General features: G+C 31.6%; 12 protein-coding genes. All 12 read right to left on the bottom strand.

Annotated elements, in window-relative coordinates; translation table 11 throughout:
• Positions 1-134: 134 nt before the first annotated feature.
• Positions 135-5,438: a BspA family leucine-rich repeat surface protein gene (locus EYW44_RS06255; protein WP_132722814.1), complete on the bottom strand. Its 5,304-nt coding sequence runs from the start codon at positions 5,436-5,438 to the stop codon at positions 135-137.
• Between the two features lie 159 nt (positions 5,439-5,597).
• Entirely contained in the window at positions 5,598-8,186 is a 2,589-nt protein-coding gene (locus EYW44_RS06250) for a hypothetical protein (RefSeq protein ID WP_132722813.1), read from the bottom strand.
• 36 nt (positions 8,187-8,222) lie between these two features.
• Positions 8,223-12,347, bottom strand: coding sequence for a PKD domain-containing protein (locus EYW44_RS06245; protein ID WP_132722812.1), 4,125 nt, complete (start codon positions 12,345-12,347; stop codon positions 8,223-8,225).
• Between the two features lie 14 nt (positions 12,348-12,361).
• A complete protein-coding gene (locus tag EYW44_RS06240) occupies positions 12,362-15,259 on the bottom strand; it encodes a hypothetical protein (RefSeq protein ID WP_132722811.1) in 2,898 nt (965 codons plus the stop codon).
• A 31-nt stretch (positions 15,260-15,290) separates the two neighbouring features.
• Positions 15,291-18,419: a baseplate J/gp47 family protein gene (locus EYW44_RS06235; protein WP_132722810.1), complete on the bottom strand. Its 3,129-nt coding sequence runs from the start codon at positions 18,417-18,419 to the stop codon at positions 15,291-15,293.
• 5 nt (positions 18,420-18,424) lie between these two features.
• The gene (locus tag EYW44_RS06230; protein ID WP_243643610.1) at positions 18,425-18,835 is read right to left on the bottom strand and encodes a GPW/gp25 family protein; all 411 of its coding nucleotides are present in this window, start codon (positions 18,833-18,835) and stop codon (positions 18,425-18,427) included.
• A gap of 65 nt (positions 18,836-18,900) precedes the next feature.
• Positions 18,901-19,191 (bottom strand): PAAR domain-containing protein, encoded by a 291-nt coding sequence (locus tag EYW44_RS06225; protein ID WP_132722809.1) that lies wholly within the window; start codon positions 19,189-19,191, stop codon positions 18,901-18,903.
• 4 nt (positions 19,192-19,195) lie between these two features.
• Positions 19,196-20,932 carry a type VI secretion system tip protein VgrG gene (vgrG, locus tag EYW44_RS06220; protein WP_132722808.1) on the bottom strand — a complete coding sequence of 579 codons (1,737 nt, stop codon included), beginning with the start codon at positions 20,930-20,932 and terminating at the stop codon, positions 19,196-19,198.
• A gap of 2 nt (positions 20,933-20,934) precedes the next feature.
• Complete coding sequence (locus tag EYW44_RS06215; protein WP_132722807.1) at positions 20,935-21,627, bottom strand: CIS tube protein; 693 nt, start codon at positions 21,625-21,627, stop codon at positions 20,935-20,937.
• A 19-nt stretch (positions 21,628-21,646) separates the two neighbouring features.
• Positions 21,647-21,808 carry a DUF5908 family protein gene (locus tag EYW44_RS22145; RefSeq protein WP_165872174.1) on the bottom strand — a complete coding sequence of 54 codons (162 nt, stop codon included), beginning with the start codon at positions 21,806-21,808 and terminating at the stop codon, positions 21,647-21,649.
• Positions 21,809-21,814: 6 nt separating this feature from the next.
• A complete protein-coding gene (locus EYW44_RS06210) occupies positions 21,815-22,258 on the bottom strand; it encodes a phage tail protein (protein ID WP_132722806.1) in 444 nt (147 codons plus the stop codon).
• Positions 22,259-22,261: 3 nt separating this feature from the next.
• Positions 22,262-22,690 carry a phage tail protein gene (locus EYW44_RS06205; RefSeq protein ID WP_132722805.1) on the bottom strand — a complete coding sequence of 143 codons (429 nt, stop codon included), beginning with the start codon at positions 22,688-22,690 and terminating at the stop codon, positions 22,262-22,264.
• Between the last annotated feature and the right edge of the window lie 19 nt (positions 22,691-22,709).

Genomic DNA, 22,709 nt, shown 5'->3' with positions numbered 1-22,709 from the left:
TTTAAATATAATTAGTTAAATAACCTGAGTTAAATCTCTTTGTCTTCGTATCTTAAAATCTTTTGATTTAACTCAGGGTGTTTTGTATAGAAACAAATAATTGTTTCTTTTTAGACATATTGGTAAGATTATAATTAGCTATCGTATGAATTACATGGAACTATTCCATGCATTTCTCCATCTTCTCTTACTTTAAACTCAATAGTTGAAATTGGGACTAAACTTCTCCTCTCATAATCTGAATATGACGGCTTACTTACAATAACATAAGATTCATTATTTCCATTAAAAGGAATACTAAAGTCTGCATCTCTATACAAATACACCTTGCTTGTATCTCCTGTCTTAAGGTAAACTTTTACTTTATCACCTAATATACTGAAGCAATTTCCTTTGTAAATTTCTAATACATTCTCTTGATTTTGCTCACATCCATTAATAACAAAAGATGAATGCTTATACCAATCTGTCCAAACTCCATTTACTCCTTGAATCATTACCTCTAACTCATACTCTGCTGCTTCCCTTAATAAAGGCGTTGAAGGATTATTAAAGTTTGTAATCTCAAAAGTTATCCAAGGAATTGTTGCATCAATAGGTTCATCATATATTCTTCTATATCTCCCCTTTGCTCCTGTAATTGTTTGATCCGCTTTTATATTAAAAGAAACTTGACAACCTAACGGTTGATAAAAACTAACTAAAGTATTTTGTATTCCTTTTTCTGCTCCAACTTTAAACGATACTATTGCTGTACCTACAGAATCATCTCTCAATTCAGTTTGATAAAGCCCATTTCCTAAATTCTGAATAGTACTTGTAACTCCTTTTGTTGAAGCAATACTTACTAACTCAGTAGGTCTTGTAAAATCATTTCCAAATTCGTCTTTTAACTGAACGGTAATTAAAGATGATTCTTCTTTATTAATGTTTATATTCTGCGGAACTGCTGTAATAATAGATTTAGTTAAATCTAATTGAACACAAGCTATATCTCTTCCTGAATCTGTAATAGACCAATTAAACTTAGAAATAATATTTCCCCTTGCTTTTTCTCCATCACAATAATTGCTATTTCCTCCGTCAAAAGGAACATTTTCTTGTAAATTTTGTTTACTCCAACCTATCAAAGAGGCATCATAGTTTTCTGTAGAAAGTTTCGCAGATTTAAACATTTCAGACATATCTGTAACATTACTTACATTCCAATTTCCAAGGCTTTGGTCGAAAGAACTAGCTGCACGAAACATTCTATGCATATTAGTTACCTTACTTACATCCCAATTACTTAAATCTCTATCAAACAAATCTGCTATTTGAAACATATTAGCCATATTAAGAACATTACCTACATTCCATTCACTAATGTCTCCATTAAATACACTTGCTCTTGAAAACATTCCTAACATATTAATAACATTGTTTACTTTTTCTCCCCATTTAATATCTTGATTAAATACACTTGCTCCTGAAAACATACTCGCCATATTGGTAACACTACTAACATCCCAGCTATTCAAATCTCCATTAAACTTTTTAGCATTCTGAAACATTGCTAACATATTAGTAACATTACTAACATTCCATATATTTCCTTTTGTTATTAAGTCTTGAGCAAAAACCTTTGCTCCATTAAACATAAAACTCATATCAGTAACTTTACTTGTATTCCAAGTACTAATATCTCCATTGAAAGTTTCAGCCCCTGAAAACATAGCTTTCATGCTAGTAACACTACTAACATTCCAAACATTTTCTCTTGTCACCAAATCTTGATCAAACATTTTAGCTCCATTAAACATGTAAGACATATTAATAACCCTGACTGTATTCCAGGTACTGATATCTCCATTAAAAGACTCTGCATTTTGAAACATATTATGCATTAAAGTTACACTACTAACATCCCAAACATTTTCTCTTGTCACCAAATCTTGATTAAAGATTTTCGCTCCATTAAACATGTAAGACATGTTAATAACCCTGACTGTATTCCAGGTACTGATATCTCCATTAAAAGACTCTGCTTCATGAAACACCCCAAACATATCTTCAACATTAGAAGTATTCCAAAGACTTAAATCTCCATTGAATAGACTTGCCTTTTGAAACATATTTCGCATACTAGTAACTAGTAATAAATCTGGAGCATCTATAGCTTTTGAAATTAACTTAGAACAACCTGAAAAGGCTAAATTCATTGACTCCCATTTAATAACACCCCATTGTTCTATAGTTAAAATTTTATCCTTATCTCCTTGATTATTAAAAAATATTCTAGGAAAATCTCCTTTTATTTTAATAGTGTGCACACCTTCATTGGCGTAAATATGTGTGATATTGCCCGTTATAGCTGAGTCTACAGTTCCATCACCCCAGTCTACTGTATAATCATACCCATCTCCTTTGGTTGGAATGGTAATCGATTCATTATCTGTAGTAGTTTGCCAAGTTGTAATAAAAGACTCTGTATCTTTTTGGAAACTTACATTAGCTTTATTAATACTTTCTTCTCCATTTACAGAAAAAGACAATTCAGCATTACCTTCTACTTCACTTGATAAAGTCGCTGTATAAATTCCGTTTAAATTATCTGTTACATTGCTTAAATTTCCTAGAGTAGTTTTTATATCTACTATTTCTCCTCCAGAAATAATTTTAATTCCACTTGTATCTAATAACTGAACAGTGATGGTTGAGGTAGAAATTCCGTCTGCAAATACCTCTGTTGGTGTAACTGTAATGGTTGATTTGTTAATATCTACTTTACCACATTCTGGGTCTTTACCAGTGTCTGAAATTCTCCAACCAAAATCATTTATAATTTTTTGTCTAGCTTCTTCCGCTAAACAATAATTACTATCACCTGCATCAAATCTTACATTTCCCTTTAATTGTTGAGTACTCCAACTCTCTAAAGTAGCATCGTAATTAGCCGTTGAAAGTTTAACCCCATGAAACATTTCGGACATAGCCATTACATTAGTAACATCCCAGTTCTCTAAAGACTGATCAAAAGAGCTTGCTTGAAAAAAAAGATAGAACGTGTTAGTAATACTACTTAAATCCCAATCACCTATAGGTTGATTAAATTTTGAAGCTCCATAAAACATTCCCTGAAACTCTTTAACATTACCAATATCCCAATTACCTATAGGTTGATTAAAAGATTGAGCATTAGAAAACATCGAGATCATAAGCGCTACTTTACTAACATTCCAATCACCTATAGGTTGATTAAACTCTGAAGCATCATAGAACATACCCCCCATATTAGTGACGTTGCCAACATTCCAATCTCCTATAAATTGATTAAAGTCTGAAGCACCAGCAAACATACTCTCCATATCAGTTACATTACTTACATCCCAAGAATCTAAATCCTGATTAAAGGACTTTGCATTTCGAAACATTTGTTTCATATTAGTGACGTTACCGACATTCCAATCACTTATAGATTGGTTAAATTCTGATGCACCATAAAACATACCCTCCATATCAGTTACACTACTTACATCCCAAGAACCTAAATCCTGATTAAAGGACTTTGCATTTTGAAACATTTGTTTCATATTAGTAACTTTACCGACCCCCCAATCGCTTATAGATTGGTTAAATTCTGATGCATCATAAAACATAGCCTCCATATCAGTTACACTACTTACATCCCAATCTCCTATAGGCTGATTAAAACTTCTAGTTCCTTGAAACATTCTCCGCATATCTCTAACATTACTTACATCCCACCTGTCTATAGATTGAATGAAATTGTGTGCATTAGCAAACATACTATTCATAGTAATTACTTTAGATGTATCCCAATTTTCTATAGGTTCATTAAAAGAAATTGCTTCTCTAAACATACCTCTCATATATTTAACACTATTAACATTCCAATCGCCTATAGGCTGGTTAAAATTTTCAGCTTCATAAAACATAGTAGACATATTAGTCACTTTAGATGTATCCCAATTTCCTATAGGTTGATTAAACTCAAGAGCACCATAAAACATAGAGGTCATATCAGTTACATTACTTACATCCCAATTTCCTATAGGTTGATTAAATAGCTTTGTTCTTGCAAATATTGAGTGCATAATCGTAACTGAACTAACATCCCAATTACTGATATTAGCATTAAAAACTTCAGCACCTGAAAAAGTAGAAACCATATTAGTTACATTACTTACATCCCAACTACCTATATCTTGATTAAAGAACTTTGCTCCGTACAACATTTTCTTCATATTTGTAACCGAACTGACATCCCAATCACTAATATTCCCATTAAATATTTCTGCTCCCCAAAAAACGCCCTCCATATCAACTACAGTGCTGACATTCCATTTATTTAAATCCTGATTAAAAGATGTGGCTTCAAAAAACATAGAATTTAAACTTTTTAACCGTTTGAAATTCCAATTATCTAATGCCCCATTAAAAATTTTATTTTGGTAGAACATACTACTCATGTTAGTTACATTACCAACATCCCATCCATTTAAATCTTGATTGAATGACTCAGCTCCTGAAAACATGGCTTTCATATTAGAAACATTACTAACATCCCATTGTTCTATAGGTTGATTAAAAGCCTTTGCCATAAAAAACATACTTTCCATGTCTATTACGCTTACCGTGTTCCATAATCCTAATGACTGATTGAATGACTCAGCTCCTGAAAACATGGCTTTCATATTAGAAACATTACTAACATCCCATTGTTCTATAGGTTGATTAAAATTCATGGCGAAATAAAACATATACTCCATATCTGTAACCTTACTAATATTCCAAGCGCTTATATCCTGATTAAACTCTCTACAGTTAGAGAACATATTAGCCATTTTAGTAACCTTACCTACATTCCAGTTTCCTATAGGTTGATTAAACATACGTGCCCCTGAAAACATAGACCTCATATTAGTTACATTACCAACATCCCAAGTACTTATATCTTGATTAAAAGAAGTATTGTAAGAGAACATTCCAGACATATTAGTTACATTACTAACATCCCAGTTCCCTATAGGTTGATTAAACATACGTGCCTCTGAAAACATGTAGGACAAATCGGTAACTCTATTAAGATCAGGAATGTCAGTTGCTTTACCTACAAGATTCTTACAACCTAGAAACATAGCATACATAGACTCCCAAGAAATAGCACCCCATTGATCGATACTAATAATTTTATCTTTTCCTACTTTCTTATTAAAAAACAAATGTGGAAAGGTTCTTCTTATTCTTACCTTATATTCTCCAGGAACTGTATAGACATGTGATGCTTCTCCTGTAAACCCCTCCTCAAAAATTTCGTTATTATCCCCCCAATCAACATCATAATTATAGGTTAAATTTGAATTTATAGGTATCGTAATTGATTCATTATCTGTTGTGGTTTGCCAAGTTGTTATGAAAAAATCTTTTTCTTCCATTTTTTATGTTTTTAAAGTAAATTGTTAAATAAAACAACCCGAGTTAAATGCTTTTTCATAATATCTGACAGCTTTTATCTAACTCGGGTTATTGTTTAATTTAGAAACATTGCATGTTTCTATAATAAGAAGGTGTAATTAGTTTTAACGTTTATCATATTAACTGTACACTACACATTTATCTAAGATAAATCTTGGACAAGTATACCAGTCAGTCCAAACATTTCCATCTTCTGAAATACTGATTTGTAAATCAAATTCTCCGAGACCAGCAATTACTGGAGTTCTAATATTATTGATATCCAACACCGTAAAATCAATCCAATCGGTATTTGAATACAATTTGTAACGTCCTTTTACTTTTGTAAATGGTCTTGAATTAATAGTCTCTATAGCAAACGGTACTGATACTTGATTTACATTTCTTGCATCAATACAAAAACGTTCTCCTTCTGGGTAATAGAAACTATCTATTTCCAATCCATTACAGCAACCTCCTTCAGTATAATCAACTGAAATAATTTCTATATCTGGAACTGATTCTACTAAAATAGTCTCAAGCAAAACACAACCTGTGACAGTGTCTTTAACCAAAACTTTCACTTCAACCTTTAACTCACCAGAAGAAACCATATATTTATGCGTGTACTGTCCCTTTTCATTTGGCTTTACTTCCTTCCATAAATCATCAGAATAAAAATCAAATTCATACGTATATTTTGAATCTAGCCCTGAAAATGTTACATCAAATCTGTTGCTATCGTCTTGGAAATACGCTATTGATGTGGTAATATTCACATTAGGATCTGGCAACACTGATAATTTTGTTTCAACAGGCTTATCATTTACTGTAAAACTTATCTCCTCTTTTGTTATGGAGTCAGGTATATTAGCTGGAATAAAATAATTTTGTCCTGCTATTTTTTCTATTACATCTATTTGATTACCGTTTATAAAAGCCTTTACCTCCCCTAACAAAGGTTCTGCAACTAGAATAAAATCCTCATCCCCTCGGCAAACTTCTGAAACCGGAGCTGATAATGAATAGTTGTATTTTGTAGGACAACAGATATAAGGAATTGTAAAATCTGCAAAAACTTTTGGGTTTGTTTCTGATTCATACATCATAACAAATGTTCCTCCTGCATACACTCCTGAATGATGAGCTACATCTGGATGTCTTTCTAAATAATCTAAATAGTTAATTTTAGTTTCATCACCTTGATTTGGATCTAATTTTTCTAGTGAAATTAAGACAACATCAAAATCTAGTTGCTTTTCAAATCTTAAATCATCTAAAAACTTTTTAGCTTCTTCATAATTCTTACCTAGGTGTCCTTCAACCCTAAAAAATGATGCTTGATCTAAATTAAAATCTATTGGCTTTTGAACATGCCTTGGCAAACTAGTGTTTGAAGCATGATACCCTAATATATTTTGATAATCTCTATTTACAGTAGTTTCAAAATCCCAAGAATGTCTTATCGAATTGTTATTATCATTCAATTCATTTGGTATCATTACTCTAGTCTGCAAAGCATTTATAACAGTTAAACCTCCACTTTGTTTATTTAAATAATAAAAAGGAATTGCTTTTTTTCCAATGTTTGGAACTTTAGAAGAAGGGATAACTTTAATTGTTCCTAAATCAATATTCAAACTCAAAACATTCTTTACTTGATCTCTAGACCTATCGAGCAATAACATTACCTTATCTAAAGTAGCTAACTCATCAACAACAGGACTTTTATAAAACTGATGTCTGTAAGTTTTATTTTCTGTATTCAAACTACCTAACATAATATGCTTCTGAAAAGCCTTAAAATCAGGAAATTTCAATGTCTTTAATTCAGGAAGCAACTCCTTAATTTCATTGTAAGTACTTATCAACTCACGTAAAAAAGCATATACATATTGAATTCCAATTTCTTTTGATCTTCCCGAAAGTTCTTCTATAAGCTTTGTAAGAGACAAATCCTTAAATACATCTTCATATTCAAAAAAACCAGTTATAAACCTGTAATTCTTCTCTATTCTCTCATGAAGATTTTTGTCGTTTACAATGTTTGAATACAAATCATTTATGAGAGTCTGAGTATTGGTCTTTTCATTTAATAGTGGTCTGTCCAATACTATCTCTTGTAGACTATCATAAAATTTACTAGCATCTTTTCTAAAATATACAACATCATCTTTTGATAGATGTTCTATTCCATCCTGATCTGTCAGTAATACTTTTAAGTTTTTTATTTGCTCTACTCCATAATTATCACAGTCTACTCCTCTACATGGTTTTATATCTTTTTCATAACTCTCTAAATAAAATACAAGATATTTATCTTCTAAATTCCCTAGACTTGACAATGATTTTGCTCCTGAAACCTTACTTAGTTCAGTTTTACTAACAAGCTCATATAATTTTATTTGGTTATCTCCATTATAAAATGGAGGATATAACGCTTTGAAATTATCATAATTTATAAAATGACTATATCGTATGTCTTTTAAAAAAGGGATTAAATCCCCATCAGTTGTATTAGCGTTTCCTACAGAAACGCTAATACTTTTATCTTTCTCTAAAGTTGGTTGTAAACCACATGCAACACCTACACCTCTTAATAATACTCTTGATAGCCTGTCTTGATCTTCAAAACTATTTAAAAACTCATTAAACTGATCGTATGCCACATATTGACCATTGGTAAACTTTCTGTAGAGTGTGATTATTTTATCTAATTCTATACTCATCGTTTTGTTTTTTATTCCTGTTCGTACTACCTAAAACTAACTTAAAACACTTGAAGACATAAATATATCGGCTTGATTACTAAATAGTTTATTTGGATTATTATCTGATGTTTCAAAACTCATTATTTTACCCGTGAGTTCTTGACCGGTAATCACCCTTGTATCTGTAGACGTAGATAATACTTGTTGTATTTTTACATTATCACAACCAAGATAACCATACCTAACATCCGGATGATCAGTCATTCCAACGGGTAATCCTGTTCTAAAGGATAGTATAACATTGCCTGTGGTAGATGCTACAAATTTTAAAGTTTCTTTTTGCCAAGTTTGATTACCAAAACCTTCCCAAACATTAGGGGTAGATGATTTCATGACACCTCCTAATGTTACTACCCATGGTATAGCAATCCCTAAAGTATAGGCTGCTGCTCTATCTCCTGCAAAAACTTGTTCAAAAGTGACAATATAAGTTTCCCCTGCTATTACATCTATTTTTGTAAAAAACTCTTCTCTCCATGTTGGTCTTGATATAGCACCTGCATAGACCCCTCCTTGTGAAGATGGCGGACAACCTGGACCTACTTGAACACTTGCTGTATTTGCGGGGTCAGGTAATACCGAATCAGCTGTACCTACACCATTTTCCCATCCTGCACCTGTTACATCACTATTCCATCCTGTTGTACCTGGCAAAGTATCAAATGTTCCATCAACTCCTGAATCAATTAAATCTTCTGATACTTTATTTAATGAGTAAACACCATTCGCATAATTTATTAATACAAAATCATCATCTTCTAATTGTTTTATTTCAGCATCTACATCATTCTGATAAATATATATACCATCAGCTTCTTGTTTAACATTATCAACTGAATAAGTTAATCTAGCTGAATCACTTACTGGAAATTCATAGCCTACTGTAACTGGATTACCGTTAAATAATAATTCACCTACAGACGGTAAAGCTGTTACTCTTACAGTCTCAAAACTATCTCCATTAGGATCTGTAAATCCATTAACAAAAGAAGCTGTATTGAATGCCTGTTGCTGATTTGCTTGAAAAGCTGTTGAAAAATTCAATGTTAATGTATTATCTTCTACAGTTGGTCCTTCATTAAATTTTTGAGTTACTACAAGCTCATTTACACAACTATTTTCTCCTATTACCCTTATCTTGGTATTAATTTCTGATAAATCAGATGTTAATACATAGGTTTTTGAATAACTTCCTGTAGCATCTGGTGTAATTTCTTCCCAAAATCCATTTCCTGAAAAATCGAATTCATATTCATATTCACTTATTAACCCTTTATAAGTTACTATTACCTCATCTTTACCATCAATAAATTCAATAGAAGATGTAATATTTACATCTGGCTTTGGATAAACCTTTATCGTTTGTTTCATTACATCATTATTTACTGTAAAAGTAATCTCTTGAATATCGCCAAATGTACTTGAAGGGACTGCTCTTGGAACAAAATACTGTTGTTCTCCTTCTTTTTCAATTGCGTTAATCTGTGTGTTTAATAGATAAGCTTTTACCTCTGCTCCTACTGGTAACACCTCTAATAAAACTCTGTCATCATAATCACATACATCTGTTACTGAAATATCTAATTCGTTTACTATTAAAAATAAATCTATTAACAAACTTTCTATTGCTTGGCAACTACTAGCTCCTGTAGTAGTATTGATTGCAATTACTTCAACGTTAAATGCTATATCTTCATTAGCTGGTAATCGTTTGTAGGTATGTGTAAAAGTTCTTCCTGTTGAAAATTGTCTCTCTCCATCACCAAAACTCCATTCGAAACTTAAATTATTTAAATCAGGATCTGTTGTTGAGTTAATCTCAAATGTTACCATTGCACTTCTTTCATCGGCATTGTATACTATTTCATCTAATACTATTGATATATTTGGCTCTGGATATACAGTTATTTGAGGCGCAACAGCTTCTTCGTTTACCTGAAAAGTAATTACCTTTTCATGATGTTCAGAAGGAACCAATATTGGGTTAAAGTAATTTTGTTCCCCTACTTTTGTAATAGCATTAATTTGTTTTTCCTTAACAAAAGTAGTAACCTCTGCATCTTCTGGAATTACAGAGATTTGAATTGGTTCTTCATATTCACATACTTTATCTACTGGTACTGCTAATAATACAGGCTCTTTTTTAGTACAACACACATAGGGAACTGAAAAATCTGCAACCACCATCGTTGAAGAATCTGGACCAGGAGTTGTATAATATAACAACACAAATGTACCCCCTAACTCAACACCTCCAGCATGTTCTAATCCAGAGTTACGACATAAATACTCACTTAACAGCTCTGTTTCAATTTCTTTTTCGCCTAGTATTGAATCTCGAAAAAGTGTACCCTCTACATTGTTTAACCTATTTCTTAATGCTGATAATATATGCGCCCCATGTTTTTGTTCTTCAGGATCATTAGAAAACATAGCTCTTTCTGCCACTGCTATATCTTCCGAAAAGGATGGTGTAGCTACTGCCGCTATTTTTTTTTCTGAATCAAGTATTTCATTTAGAGATAACACTTTAATTTTAAAAGGTAATCCATATTCAATTCGTTTAGAATTAATCTCTTCGTAAGCTGTTTTATAATCCTTTCCAATATGTCCTTCAATTCTAAAAAAATCAAATCCATCTAAACTATAATTCAATGGTTTTTGAATAAAATTTTCAGAAGACAAATTTTCTCTATGATAACTTAAATTATAAGCTTCTTTTCCTCTTTTTGTTTTATCAAAATTCCAATTTCTGATAAATTCATTGGAAGTGTTGTAATAAAAAGGAATGGCTCTATTACCTAAAAATACACTTGTAGTTGATGGTGTTATTTTTAATGTTTTTGGCAACATATTTGGTAAGCCATTTTGTAATAGTTTTTCAAATCTGTCTACTAAAAAAACTAGTTTTTGATAGTTTTCGCCATCATTTACCAAAATAGGCGACTTATAAAAATCGTGTCTGTGTTCAGTATTTTCACCAATATTTAAAGGCGCTCCTAAAATACCTAATAATAAATGTTTAGGAAATGCATTTAAATCTGGACTACATTGAAATTTAAGTTGTAAAATAAAGCTTCTAATTTCATTGTATGTTGCAAACAAATCTTTTAACAAATCATATCTATACTGAAAATCTTCTCCTTTAAAAGAATTACTCGCTTTAAACAATACTTCTGCTCTATTTGAAAGTTCAGTAGTATTTATAGATAAATTAAATGTTTCTATTACCTTTTTAATACCAGCTAACAAACCTAAATCTCCTTCTTCCTCACCAAACACATTTGTTTTTGTTACAACTTCTGCAAATTTTTCTTTTAACTCTACTGTATTTTTAACATCCTCTGAAATGATAGCTCTAAAAGCTTCTATTGGATTTAATACTTTATGTAAAGCTTCATAACTTTCTGCTGTTTTGTAAATAATATCTGACTGACTAATTTTATCAACATCGTCTTCACTTACAAGTAACATTCTAAGGTTAGACACCTGCTCATCTCCTTGATTATCACAATCAATATCTTCACACGGTGTTTCTCCTTCTTCAAAACTTTCTAAAAACAGTAACGCAACTTTACCTGTCACCATACTACTATTCAAACACTTAAAAAGATTTTTTTTATCTTCCTCATCATTATCCTTATCTTCTAAATCTTCTAAAGCGATCTCTTTTATATTACGTAGTTCGTAAAGTTTTACTTTTTGCTCTACACCATCTTCTCCTACTGATTTAAAAAAAGGATAATCACTATCTTCAAAGCCTTTGGTAGTTTCGTATTCTCTATAATGTGTATAGTTTTTTTCTGTAATATCAATTACTACCTCTTTTTCTCCTAATATACCAATACTACCACTCGCTTTGTCTCTTAGCGTAACTAAATCTCCATCTGTAGTAACCCCTACTCCTTGGGTAACATTGATTATTTTAGTATCGTCATCTCCATCTAAAACTGATGTTTTAAATCCGCATGCCAAACCAACTCCGGTTAATCGGGTTCTTGACAAACGATCTTGATCTTCAAAAAAATCGATTATTTCATTTAACTGACCAGCTGTTAAAGCTTGGTTTTCTGTAAACTTCCTGTATTGTGTTGTAAGTTTTTCTAATTTATAATTCATGGTGCTTTTTTTTTTTAAATATTTGATTGTCCTAAGATTATTCTTCCGTCTAACGTATCATCCTCATCACCACAATCCAATAATCTTCCTGGTCTATAAATGTTGTATAATTCGTCCATCTTAGTAATTAAATCTTCTGTACTCTTTAAGAGTTCATTAGAGCTTCCGTTAGATTTATCTTTTAAAAATTTTTCATAAGCTCCTTCAAATAATTCTAAATTATCCTTAGAGGTTCCTAATTCACTTCTTCGGTCTCCTACCCAACATATTTTGGCTAATACATGAGCTGGTAACTCTTGTCTAATTACTTTTTCTGCATATTCTCTAAAATCAGGATCTGAGAATCGATAACTATATCCTGGTAACACAATAGTTACTCTGTATGAATAAGGGTCTAATAATTCATTTTCACAGTCTCCTTCACAACCATTCATAAAAGCTCCTTCTCCAACATCTGAACCTATATCATCTTTATAATCTACAATGAACGAGTTTTGAACAATCATACATCCAATTCCTCCTGGATTGATTTCTAAACTTTTAAATGATGGTTTTAATAAAATATTCTCTACCAAGAAAATACCTTCCTCTGTGAAATCGTGTTTTAAATATTCTAAAAGATCTATAAGTGCTCCCCTTAACTCATCAATATTGTAGCATTTGTTAGATCTTGCTATTACCAATTTCTCTTGTAAATTATTGACAATCTTAAAACTATACTTCCCGTCTTTCTCTACAATTTTTATATGACCTATAAAATCTCCGTCTTTAACTGGTTTCTCAAAAACATTATTGATTTCTTCTACATCCACCTGTATTGCATTGAAAACAGCTGTGTACAAGTTTGTAAATGCTACATGTTCTATTTGATATCCTTTATGATAATCATATGTGTTTTCTGAACTTGAATAAGGATTAAAACAAGGATTTGAATTTATTTCATTTGCCAACACTGGATCAATATCACACAGTTCATCATCTTTAGGTTTAGGCTCTAAATCAACAAAAGAATACAACAAAATATCGCCATTAGCATCTTCAATTTCCCATGCATAATTGACATCAGAGTTATTATTATCTGTACACTGATCGTCTAAAATTGGAATAATATTTACAGGTGAATCAGAAATATTTCGTCTCTCGTAATTTTTAAGTCCCAGTAAACGAGCAATTCTTTTTTGTACTCCAGAAACATTAGTAGTGTTCCACAAATCACCCACCGGAGCATTATAATTATACCCAGATCCTCTAGTCTTACTAATTACTTCATAATCTTTTAAAAAATCTTCCTTATCTCTCAGTACAATTTCATCAACAGAGTTTCCATAAAGCTCTTTCATTATAAAAACATAGTCGCTAAAATTCTCAGCAAATCGGGCTAATAAATGATTTAAAACTTCATTTCTTCTTTGTGCATTGTTATCTATTTCTTCAAATAACAAATCAGTTAATGTCTCTTCATTGTTACTAGTGTAATCGTTACTTACCAACTCTTCAAAACCTTTAACATCTTTTAATGCTTGAGTAAAATAGGTTCTTTTTAGAGATCCTGAAACACTTAAAATTTCTTTAACCTTTCCTAAATGCTTGAAGTAACTTGCTAAAATTTGATCGAAAAACAACAAATAACCTTTTAATTGTTTTGCTAATGCTTTTCTTTCTGGTGTAGATTCTGATACAATTCCAAAACTTCCTACTCCATAAGTATCAGGAAATTCGTTTAAAATGGTTTTGTACGAATCTATATCATAATAGTTTCCTTTTGGTAAAGGTATATCTCCATCAGTTTGTGCATTTTCAATTAATAAAGCTTCTTGAGCTTTGATTTCATTTAGATATTGCTCAACTTTTGTTTTATTAAGATTTAGAGGTAAAGTACCTTTACTATAACTAAATGAACTTAAATCACATAAAACTGGTTTCTTTCCTTCTTCTAAACATAAAACCCATGGATTATCTGTTGATACACTTCCTCCACATTGATTTACAGAAATTTCTTTGATTTCTTTTACACCATCAATAGACATTATTTCTCTAATAATATCTGACAAACGTAACTCTGTTCTTAATTGACTTTTTTCTAACTCTTTAGTATCAATAAAAATTCCGTTATCTAAAAGTGGACCTTCTAAAACTTCATCAGTTGTATACCCTTTATCTAACATTTGATTTAAAGAATAGAAGTTTACTTCAGGAGCAAAATATTGCTCTAACTTGTGAAGTACAGTAGCATGTACTCGCTCTTCATCTACCTCACGCTCTACCTCTATTTTTGCACAAATAGCTACGTCTTGGTTTTTAACTTCATCTATTTCTACTAAATCTTCACATAAGTTTCTATTTTTATTAAAAACATTGTAAATAGCCGCATGAATTCCTGAACGATCACAATCTCCTACTATATCCTCATCAACATCTAACAGCAATTTATACAGTCCTTTTACATTAAAATGCTGTGCATCTCCAGTACCTTTTTCATAAGACAACTCTCCTGTTTTACAATCTGAATAAATAGTTTCTTCATAAGGTACCAACCAACAGTTTTTTATTGGCCTTTTTAAGTTTAAACTATCTCCTATACTTAAAAACAACTTTCTGTAATCAGAATGAGTTAAAGGTGCTGATGGAAGTATTTCCGTTGCTTTTATAAACTGAGTATGTAATGCGTGTTCATTGGAATTAGAAGCTAAAATGTCTTCCATATTCAAATTAGTTCTCATTCCTAAATCAGTAATCGCATAGCTCAATACCTCTAAAATTGATATTCCTGGGTCGTGAGAATTATAGTCTGTCCATAATTTACTACCTAGTTTTTCTATATAATTAATTCCTTCTTTTCGTAGAAATTCAAAATCTAAATCGTCATTTGTATCTACCTTTTTAGGAATCGTTATGTGCTTATTATCTAACATTGTAATATTTTTTTCTTCGTAGTTAATTTTATTAGCATACCTCTTTAGCAATTGTTACTATGTGCTTTTTAGATGACACAAAAATGGATTTAGGATCTGCTTGAATCTCTACATTACTATCAATTACCATTTTAGACTTCCCTGTTTCTTCATCAACAACTTCTTTTTTAATGATTAATCCATCTATGTAATCTACATAAGGCAATTGATCTAAATAATCAATCATATGAAACCTATTCATTGCTACTCCAAAACTAATTTCTTCAGCTGCTGAAAAAGCCCAAGGAGATATGAAACTCTTAATATCTTCATCTAACTTTTTGCTGTAAAAGTTTTCATCGTATCCTTTATTAAACTTTACAGATACTTCTACTCCTATCTCTTGATAATTCGGATTCATTACAATAGCGTTCACCTGCATGGTATTTAATGAATTCACAAAGTCTCTTACTTCAGTTAATAAGTTTTGACTTACTCTTGGTTGATAAACGTCAAATATGTTTTTGTTTCTTGTATTTGGTACTACAATAATTGTTACATAACCTGGTGCTAAATAAGAAGTGTTAGAAGTGTGATTTAAACACTTTACTTTAAAGATGTCTGGAAATTTTTGAAGAATTAAATATTCGTAATCCCATTGTGTAATAGCTCTATTTTTATGTCTTAAGCGTTCACTAATTCTTCTGTAATATTCTAAATCTGTTTCTTCATACAAGCCTTCTATTGAGTTATATGGTTGAGATACTGATTTAATTTTTGGCACTCTAGTTTGAAGTCTATCAATAGTATTTGCAGGTAATCCTTCACCTAAATGAGAAAGATTATTACCATTATTTTCAAATCTTGCTATGGCTGCTTGTGCAAATATGCCTTGTAACTTACACACTGCATCAAAAGCTCTATTCATAGAAGCTCTAACCCAAACTAAATCTCCACTAAGACGTGTATTTGATAAATTTAATGTGCTTGGTAATTGAAACTTTACAATTCCTGACTGTAAAAAGTTATTCGTTTCATTTAATAAAATATCATCTGATAAATCAATCCATGAATTGTTCGATAGCACTTCCCACTTTATTTTTTCTCCTTCATTAAATGTTATTGCTTCAGGATTTTCACTTCCTTCTACGTTTTGAACCAATAACGAAATTTGTTGTCCTTCTAAAGCACTTAATCCGATATATAACTCACCCGAATTATTATGTTGTGGAACAATATTTAATAATTTATCTTCTTTATAATACCCATAAACATCTTCTAAAAACAATGTTGTTTCTTCGTTAAAATCGTTTGTTACTTTTACTTCTGATGCTTCATAATTAATCTCTATAGATTCAATTAAAGGAATGTAAGCATTTGATGGAATTGGATGTGTTGGATCTCCTCCGGTAAGTGTTAATGTATACAACACCGGATAAATTTCTTGCAACATAGATTGACTCAACACCAACCTAAGCGCATCTGCTCTGTTCAATCCTGGTTTTATCGAAAACGTAAAATCATTCTCATTTAATGTAAAAAGAGAAACACCTGCTTTTCTTAATTCCCAACTTTCTTTTTCTTTTAAAAGTACTTCTCCTTTAAAATATGCATCAGAATTAACAACATACGTCACATTTTGTTCAGCTGGTCTTGGATTTTCAAAATAGTTCCTATCTAAACCATTTATTTTATCTGAGATATATGCTTTGTAGTGATCTTTAAAAGAATCTGGTGTATTCTTCCAGTTTACTTTTACATCAATGTTGCTCCATTTTTTATCAAAAATCTCACTACTTTTCAACGTAAAATTCGATCCTTTAATTGGCTGCGATGTAAATGGATAAAATGGTTTTTTAATATCAATTAATCCACTATCATTTTCTAGAATGAAGTCTGTCATTTCAGTAACATTTACATCAATCTTCATGTCTAGAATCTTCTTTTCAGCTAGCTTACTATAAAAAGCATAATTATCTTCTCCTTTAATGATAAAACGAATGATTGGTTGGTTGGTTGTAAAACCACCTGACAGCATTTCTGAATTAGGAGCAATTGCTGGAAATTCTTTAGGAAATTCTAATTTTAAAACTAATGAATTGGTAGTATTGGTAACACTTTTTATTGCCTCTTCATTTAACAGCCATTCTTCCTCTCCACTACATAATACCTGTATATTTTTTTTGAAATCCGCTAACTCAAAGGCATCAAATCCTTGTGTTCCATCAGCATTTGTAAATGTGGTTCCTAAGGCTCCTAAGTTTTTATAGCTAAATCGAATTTCAACTGTACGATTTCCTCCTTTTAATTTTAATATTGGAGATGCTATAGCAAATCCTAACTCTGCATCTGGTAATTCAGGATAAGATAACTGAGCTACTTCTGTATCTGGATTTTGAAAATATCCAAAAGGCCACCAATACTGTGAATCTTCATCTAGTTTCTCTCCTAATCCATCTTTAGAGTTAGCAATAGGAGCCATTTTAATTTGCTGATTCTCATCATCTCTTAAAAAACTTCTAATATGCTCAACTTTAGCCTGATTTACTACAATATCATCTGCAATTTTATAAGCTCTCTTTTTTCCATCAGCATCTTTTTTACCATCCAACAAAGTTCCTTCTGCAACTATCTCTTGAGTTGCTTTTTTCGCTAACTCAAAAATAACATAGGCTTTATCTTCAATAGCTTCTCTTTTTTCAATTTTTAAAATTTCACTGTAATAAAAATCGAGATGTCTTTTGGTTAAATTATTAAAACTCTTTTTAGAATATTCTAAAATATTTAAAAACGAAATGAATAAAACTAAGTGCGGAGTTAAAGTTCCATCTTTTTCAAAACCATATAATTTATCTTGAATACTTTTACGAAGCTTTTCATAAGCCACTTGCTCTCTTCTAGGAATATCTACAGCATTCGCATCTATATCATCTATGCTATCACTAATGATTTCTTTTAATTGAAAATAATCGAAAAAATCTTGCCAATTAACCGATGAGCTTTGTGAATTATCTTTTTCAAAATAGTTTACATGTTTTGCAAAATTAAAAGCAAAAAGCAACCAATCTGCAACATCTAAATCGTTCAACTTTAAATTTTCTGGATCTAAGTTTTTCAAAAAACGCTGCGATTGTGTTTTTCCTTCTCTGTAATGTAAAAACGTATCTGTATTGTTTGTCATTTTTTTTAGATTTCAGTTGCTTCTCCTTTGTAGAAAGGAAACACAAGGTTACTTCTGGTATTTGTATTTCTTATTTGGTAATTAATCTGAATCAATACTTTACCTTCTAATTCATTGGTACCATCTATAGCTATACTCAACACATCAATTCTAGGTTCATGGTACAGTATTGCTCTGGTTATAATGTCTTTTATCTCTGTTTCTAGTGTAAGATCTAAAGGTTTAAAAAGTAACTCTTCTAGATTGCAACCATATTTTGGGAGCATTACACGTTCTCTTAATTTTGTAGACAATAGTATTATTAAACTATTTTGTATATCATTGTTACCAGTTGTCATAACAACTTCTTTTTGTCTGATACTAAACTCAGGAGGGAAACTCCATCCCCTACCCAAAAAATCATTGTCTATTTCCACGTTTTTTTATTTTTTCAAATTATTTTTTAATAATCAAATACTCACAAGTTGTAACCTCTTCGGTTTTACCCTCCAATTAACACAGTTGGTTCTCCTGCTGTTATAGTTCCGCCGTGAGCTGTTGTATCTCCCATTCTTGCTGCTGGTTTACCCCCAATTAGTACTGTTCCAGATCCGCTTACTATAGTATCTGGTGGTCCGGTACACACTGCTTTATCTCCCATTCTTGCTGCTGGCAAACCACCTATTAAAACAGTAGGTTCTCCTGCTGGTAAAATAGGACCACCAACATGAGGTACAGTTCCGGTTACCATTGGGCAAGTATGCATATCTGTTACTCTTGCTGCTGGTTTCATAGTCTTAATTTATTTGTACTTGAGCTCCTTTTATAACTGTATTTGCTCCTGATGAAACCTCTGCTCCAGAACCTCCTTCTGCTTTTAATGCTGCGCTTGCTTTTACATTCACATTGGTGCCTTCCATATTCAAATCTCCTGAAGCTTTAATGGTAATATCACCAGCACTTTCAATCGTAATTCCGCTATCATTAAAAGTCATAATATTAGAATGTTCATCTTCTAACTGAACAATTCCTGCATCTTCATCTAAGGTTACTTTTTTTCCTGCTGGCGTTTCTAACACATATGATATTTTATCATCATTAAAAATCATTTTCATTTCACTACGTGTTACCAAACCTTTTTCATGGTTATCATCTGCTGCAGTAATTGGAGCTGGTTTTGTACTGCTATGTAACATTCCTAAAACCACTGCATCATTAGGATCATCATTAATAAATCCTATAATTACTTCATCTTCTATTTCTGGTCTAAAGAAAGTTCCTCTATTATCTCCAGCGTCTAAAGTTGCTACTCGAGCCCAAATTCCTTGTTCTTCATTATTAATGATTGGAATTTGTACTAAAATTCTATCCTCTCCATCTGGATCAGATTCTAACTGAGTTACTACCCCAACATGCAATCCATTAATTGCAGGCATAATTCCTGAACCTGGTGTCTCATTTACTTTAAATGTTTCTGAAAACCATTTAGGAGACAATCCAAACTGTGCATCAACTAACCAGTTACCTTCTGTGATTTCATGACGAACACCACTTATGTATATTTTACCATTGAAGCGATTACTGATTCCTTCAAGATTTAAACATACTCCTGGTTTTACACTTGGTATTCCTTGAAATTTTACTCGTCCTCTGGTTTTAGCTAATTGCTGATATAGAGCTTTCGCATTACTCCATTCCTGTAATTCATCTTGTGTTAGGTTTCCACCATGCCTTAGCTCTACGTTTTCTATTTGAAAAACATCTGCTAAATCACTTGATGACAAGTCTCCGTTTAATGCTACTCCTGGATCTTGCGCTTCTGCTTCTATTAATTCTTGATCTGTAGGATTCCACGAGTAAGAAGTTATGGTCGAAAATTGATCTCTGGCATCTATTTCTCCGTCAAACTCATGAATTGTTTGCCCATAAGAAACAGTTTCAACTTCTTCACCACTAGCATCTGGTTTGGCAATGGTAATTTCTCCATCGTCAATAAAACACAACTTACCATTTGCTTGTGCTCTTGTAAGCATAAAATCCCAGTCTGAAGTTCGGTACTGAATAAGTTCTGCATGTGTTGTAGTAGTAGCTTCCACCTCTCCAGATAACCCATTATTAGAAAGTAATGTTTCTATAACATCGCTGTCGGTGCTATCGTAAAAAAAAGCACTCTTTTTACCTAGTGTCAATTTCACCGACTCATCCATACATTCCACTACTAAATACGAAGAGTTGTCTCTTACTTTAATATTGTGCTTTACAACTATTCCTTTAAAAATAGTTTCTTCATTAGAGTAATATCCACTTGTTATTTCTACTTCTTTTCCAGGTATTAATAGTCCTTCATTACTTAAATTAAATTTTTGTTCACTCGCACTTCCATCTACAATAATGATTTGTGCATATGGAATTCTATTAATTTCCTTTTCTACAACAATATTTTTTACCGCTGTAATTTCTTTGCCATCTACAAGAACTTTAAATGTTACAAGCCCCGTTCCTGCACTTGTTTGTATTTGTCCGCTATTATTCATTTTTATGATGTTTTTTCAACAGGCGGAAAAAATATTTCTTGACCAGCTTTTAAACTTCTAAAGTTTATTAGCTTATTTGCTTTAGCAACTTCCAAATAATATTTAGAATCTCCATAAATACGCTCTGCCATTATTGGTAAAGTATCTCCTTCTCTAACAATTCTTACATGTGTTAAATCTGGTGAACTTTGTTTGTTTAACCCTTTTTTTAAGTCATCATCTATAGCTCCAGTAAATTTTGCTTTTGCTATTGCTCTTAAAGGTTCTCCACTCGGTTTAAAAAGCTTAAAGTCGATCACCATTTCTGAAAGCACTCCTTGAAAAAGTAAAGATCCCCATGCTATTTTTACATGGTATGGTTTATGAATATCTCCCTCATAATTAAACACTACTTTCTTAAAGTGCTCAATTTGATCAATAACACTTGTTTTAGTTTTTACATCACTTCCCTCTAATACTCCTGTTCCATCAAAAATGAAATCAAGATTTAAGTCTGGTGATTTTGCTACTGTAAACTTTGGATTGTTATGACTATCTCCTGCCCCTTGATCTTTATTATGCTTTACTGTATACTTTATACTATACTTTTCTGGATTTGCTACTACTGAAAACTCTTTAGTATCAGAAATTTTTTTTCCTTCATCAAAGGTTTCATCCTCGTATGCTGTAATTCTTAACTTTTCTACTTTACCCATATTCTTGAGATATTTCTTTTTATCTTTCTTTTTTACGAGATGCTATATGCATTATTTGTTCTACATGCTTTCTAACCATTGCATTCATTTCTTTAGCATCTGCTTCTGCACTGGTTGTAGTTCTAGAGGTTGCTTCGTCTACATTAATTTTAATATGTAACTCTTTAATTTCTATGGGCATCTTTCTCTATTTTTTAATTGTAAAATATTTATACTTCAATTCTACAGTTTCAATGGCCAATTTGTTTTCTTCTGCATTAAATTCAGACACTTCCCATTTAACTGGATACGCCCCTACTACACTCCAGACCTTTGATGGTTTTGAAGAATCTTCGCCAGATTGAAGAGCTATAGTTAAATCTTTAGTTCTAAATTCAAAGTTTTCCATACTATTTCTACACCAATCTGTAAATGCCGAACTTACTACCAAACCTCTCTTTAATATTAAATTTGGATATTTTACTTTTGTTGGTAATTGATGTTTAAACCTGTTTTCTCCTCCTTCTGAGTACTCTTCAGTTTCAATCTCGGTCGAGAGTCCCGACACGGATTGAAACTTAGAGTCTATATCCTCACCAGAAAGACTTTTAATAACAAATGAAAAACTTGCTAGAGGATATGTGTTATTCATCTATTAGTTATTTTGTATGGTTAATCCTTCGTGTGCTATTTCTAAAGTTTCAATAGCTACTTCATTTCCTTCTGCTTTTAAATCTGTTGATTGTAATTTTACAGGAAATGCATTATTAACTTTCCAAGTAATAGCTGGATTACCTTCTTCATCTAACAATGAAATAGTAATTGCTCTTCTTTCTACTTCATTTAATTGAATTGTATCTAACCAATCATAGTACTCATTATCGCTCTTAAAAGAACCTCTCTTAAGTGTGATGTTACTATATTTGATCATTCCAGGCATTTTAATTTTACTAAAATCTGGGCTATTACTAATTCTGTGTTCTATAACTTCTACTTCTTTGTCTAATCCTGAGATTTCGTGAAACCCGATTCGTGTACCACCCCAGTCTACTTGGAAATAAAATTTAGATAATGGATACTGCATAATTTTCTTTTTTAAATTT

This window comes from Tenacibaculum sp. M341 (assembly GCF_004337695.1).
Classification (GTDB): domain Bacteria; phylum Bacteroidota; class Bacteroidia; order Flavobacteriales; family Flavobacteriaceae; genus Polaribacter.
Note: the sequence above shows the minus strand (reverse complement) of the source record. Positions and strands in the feature narration are given on the sequence as shown.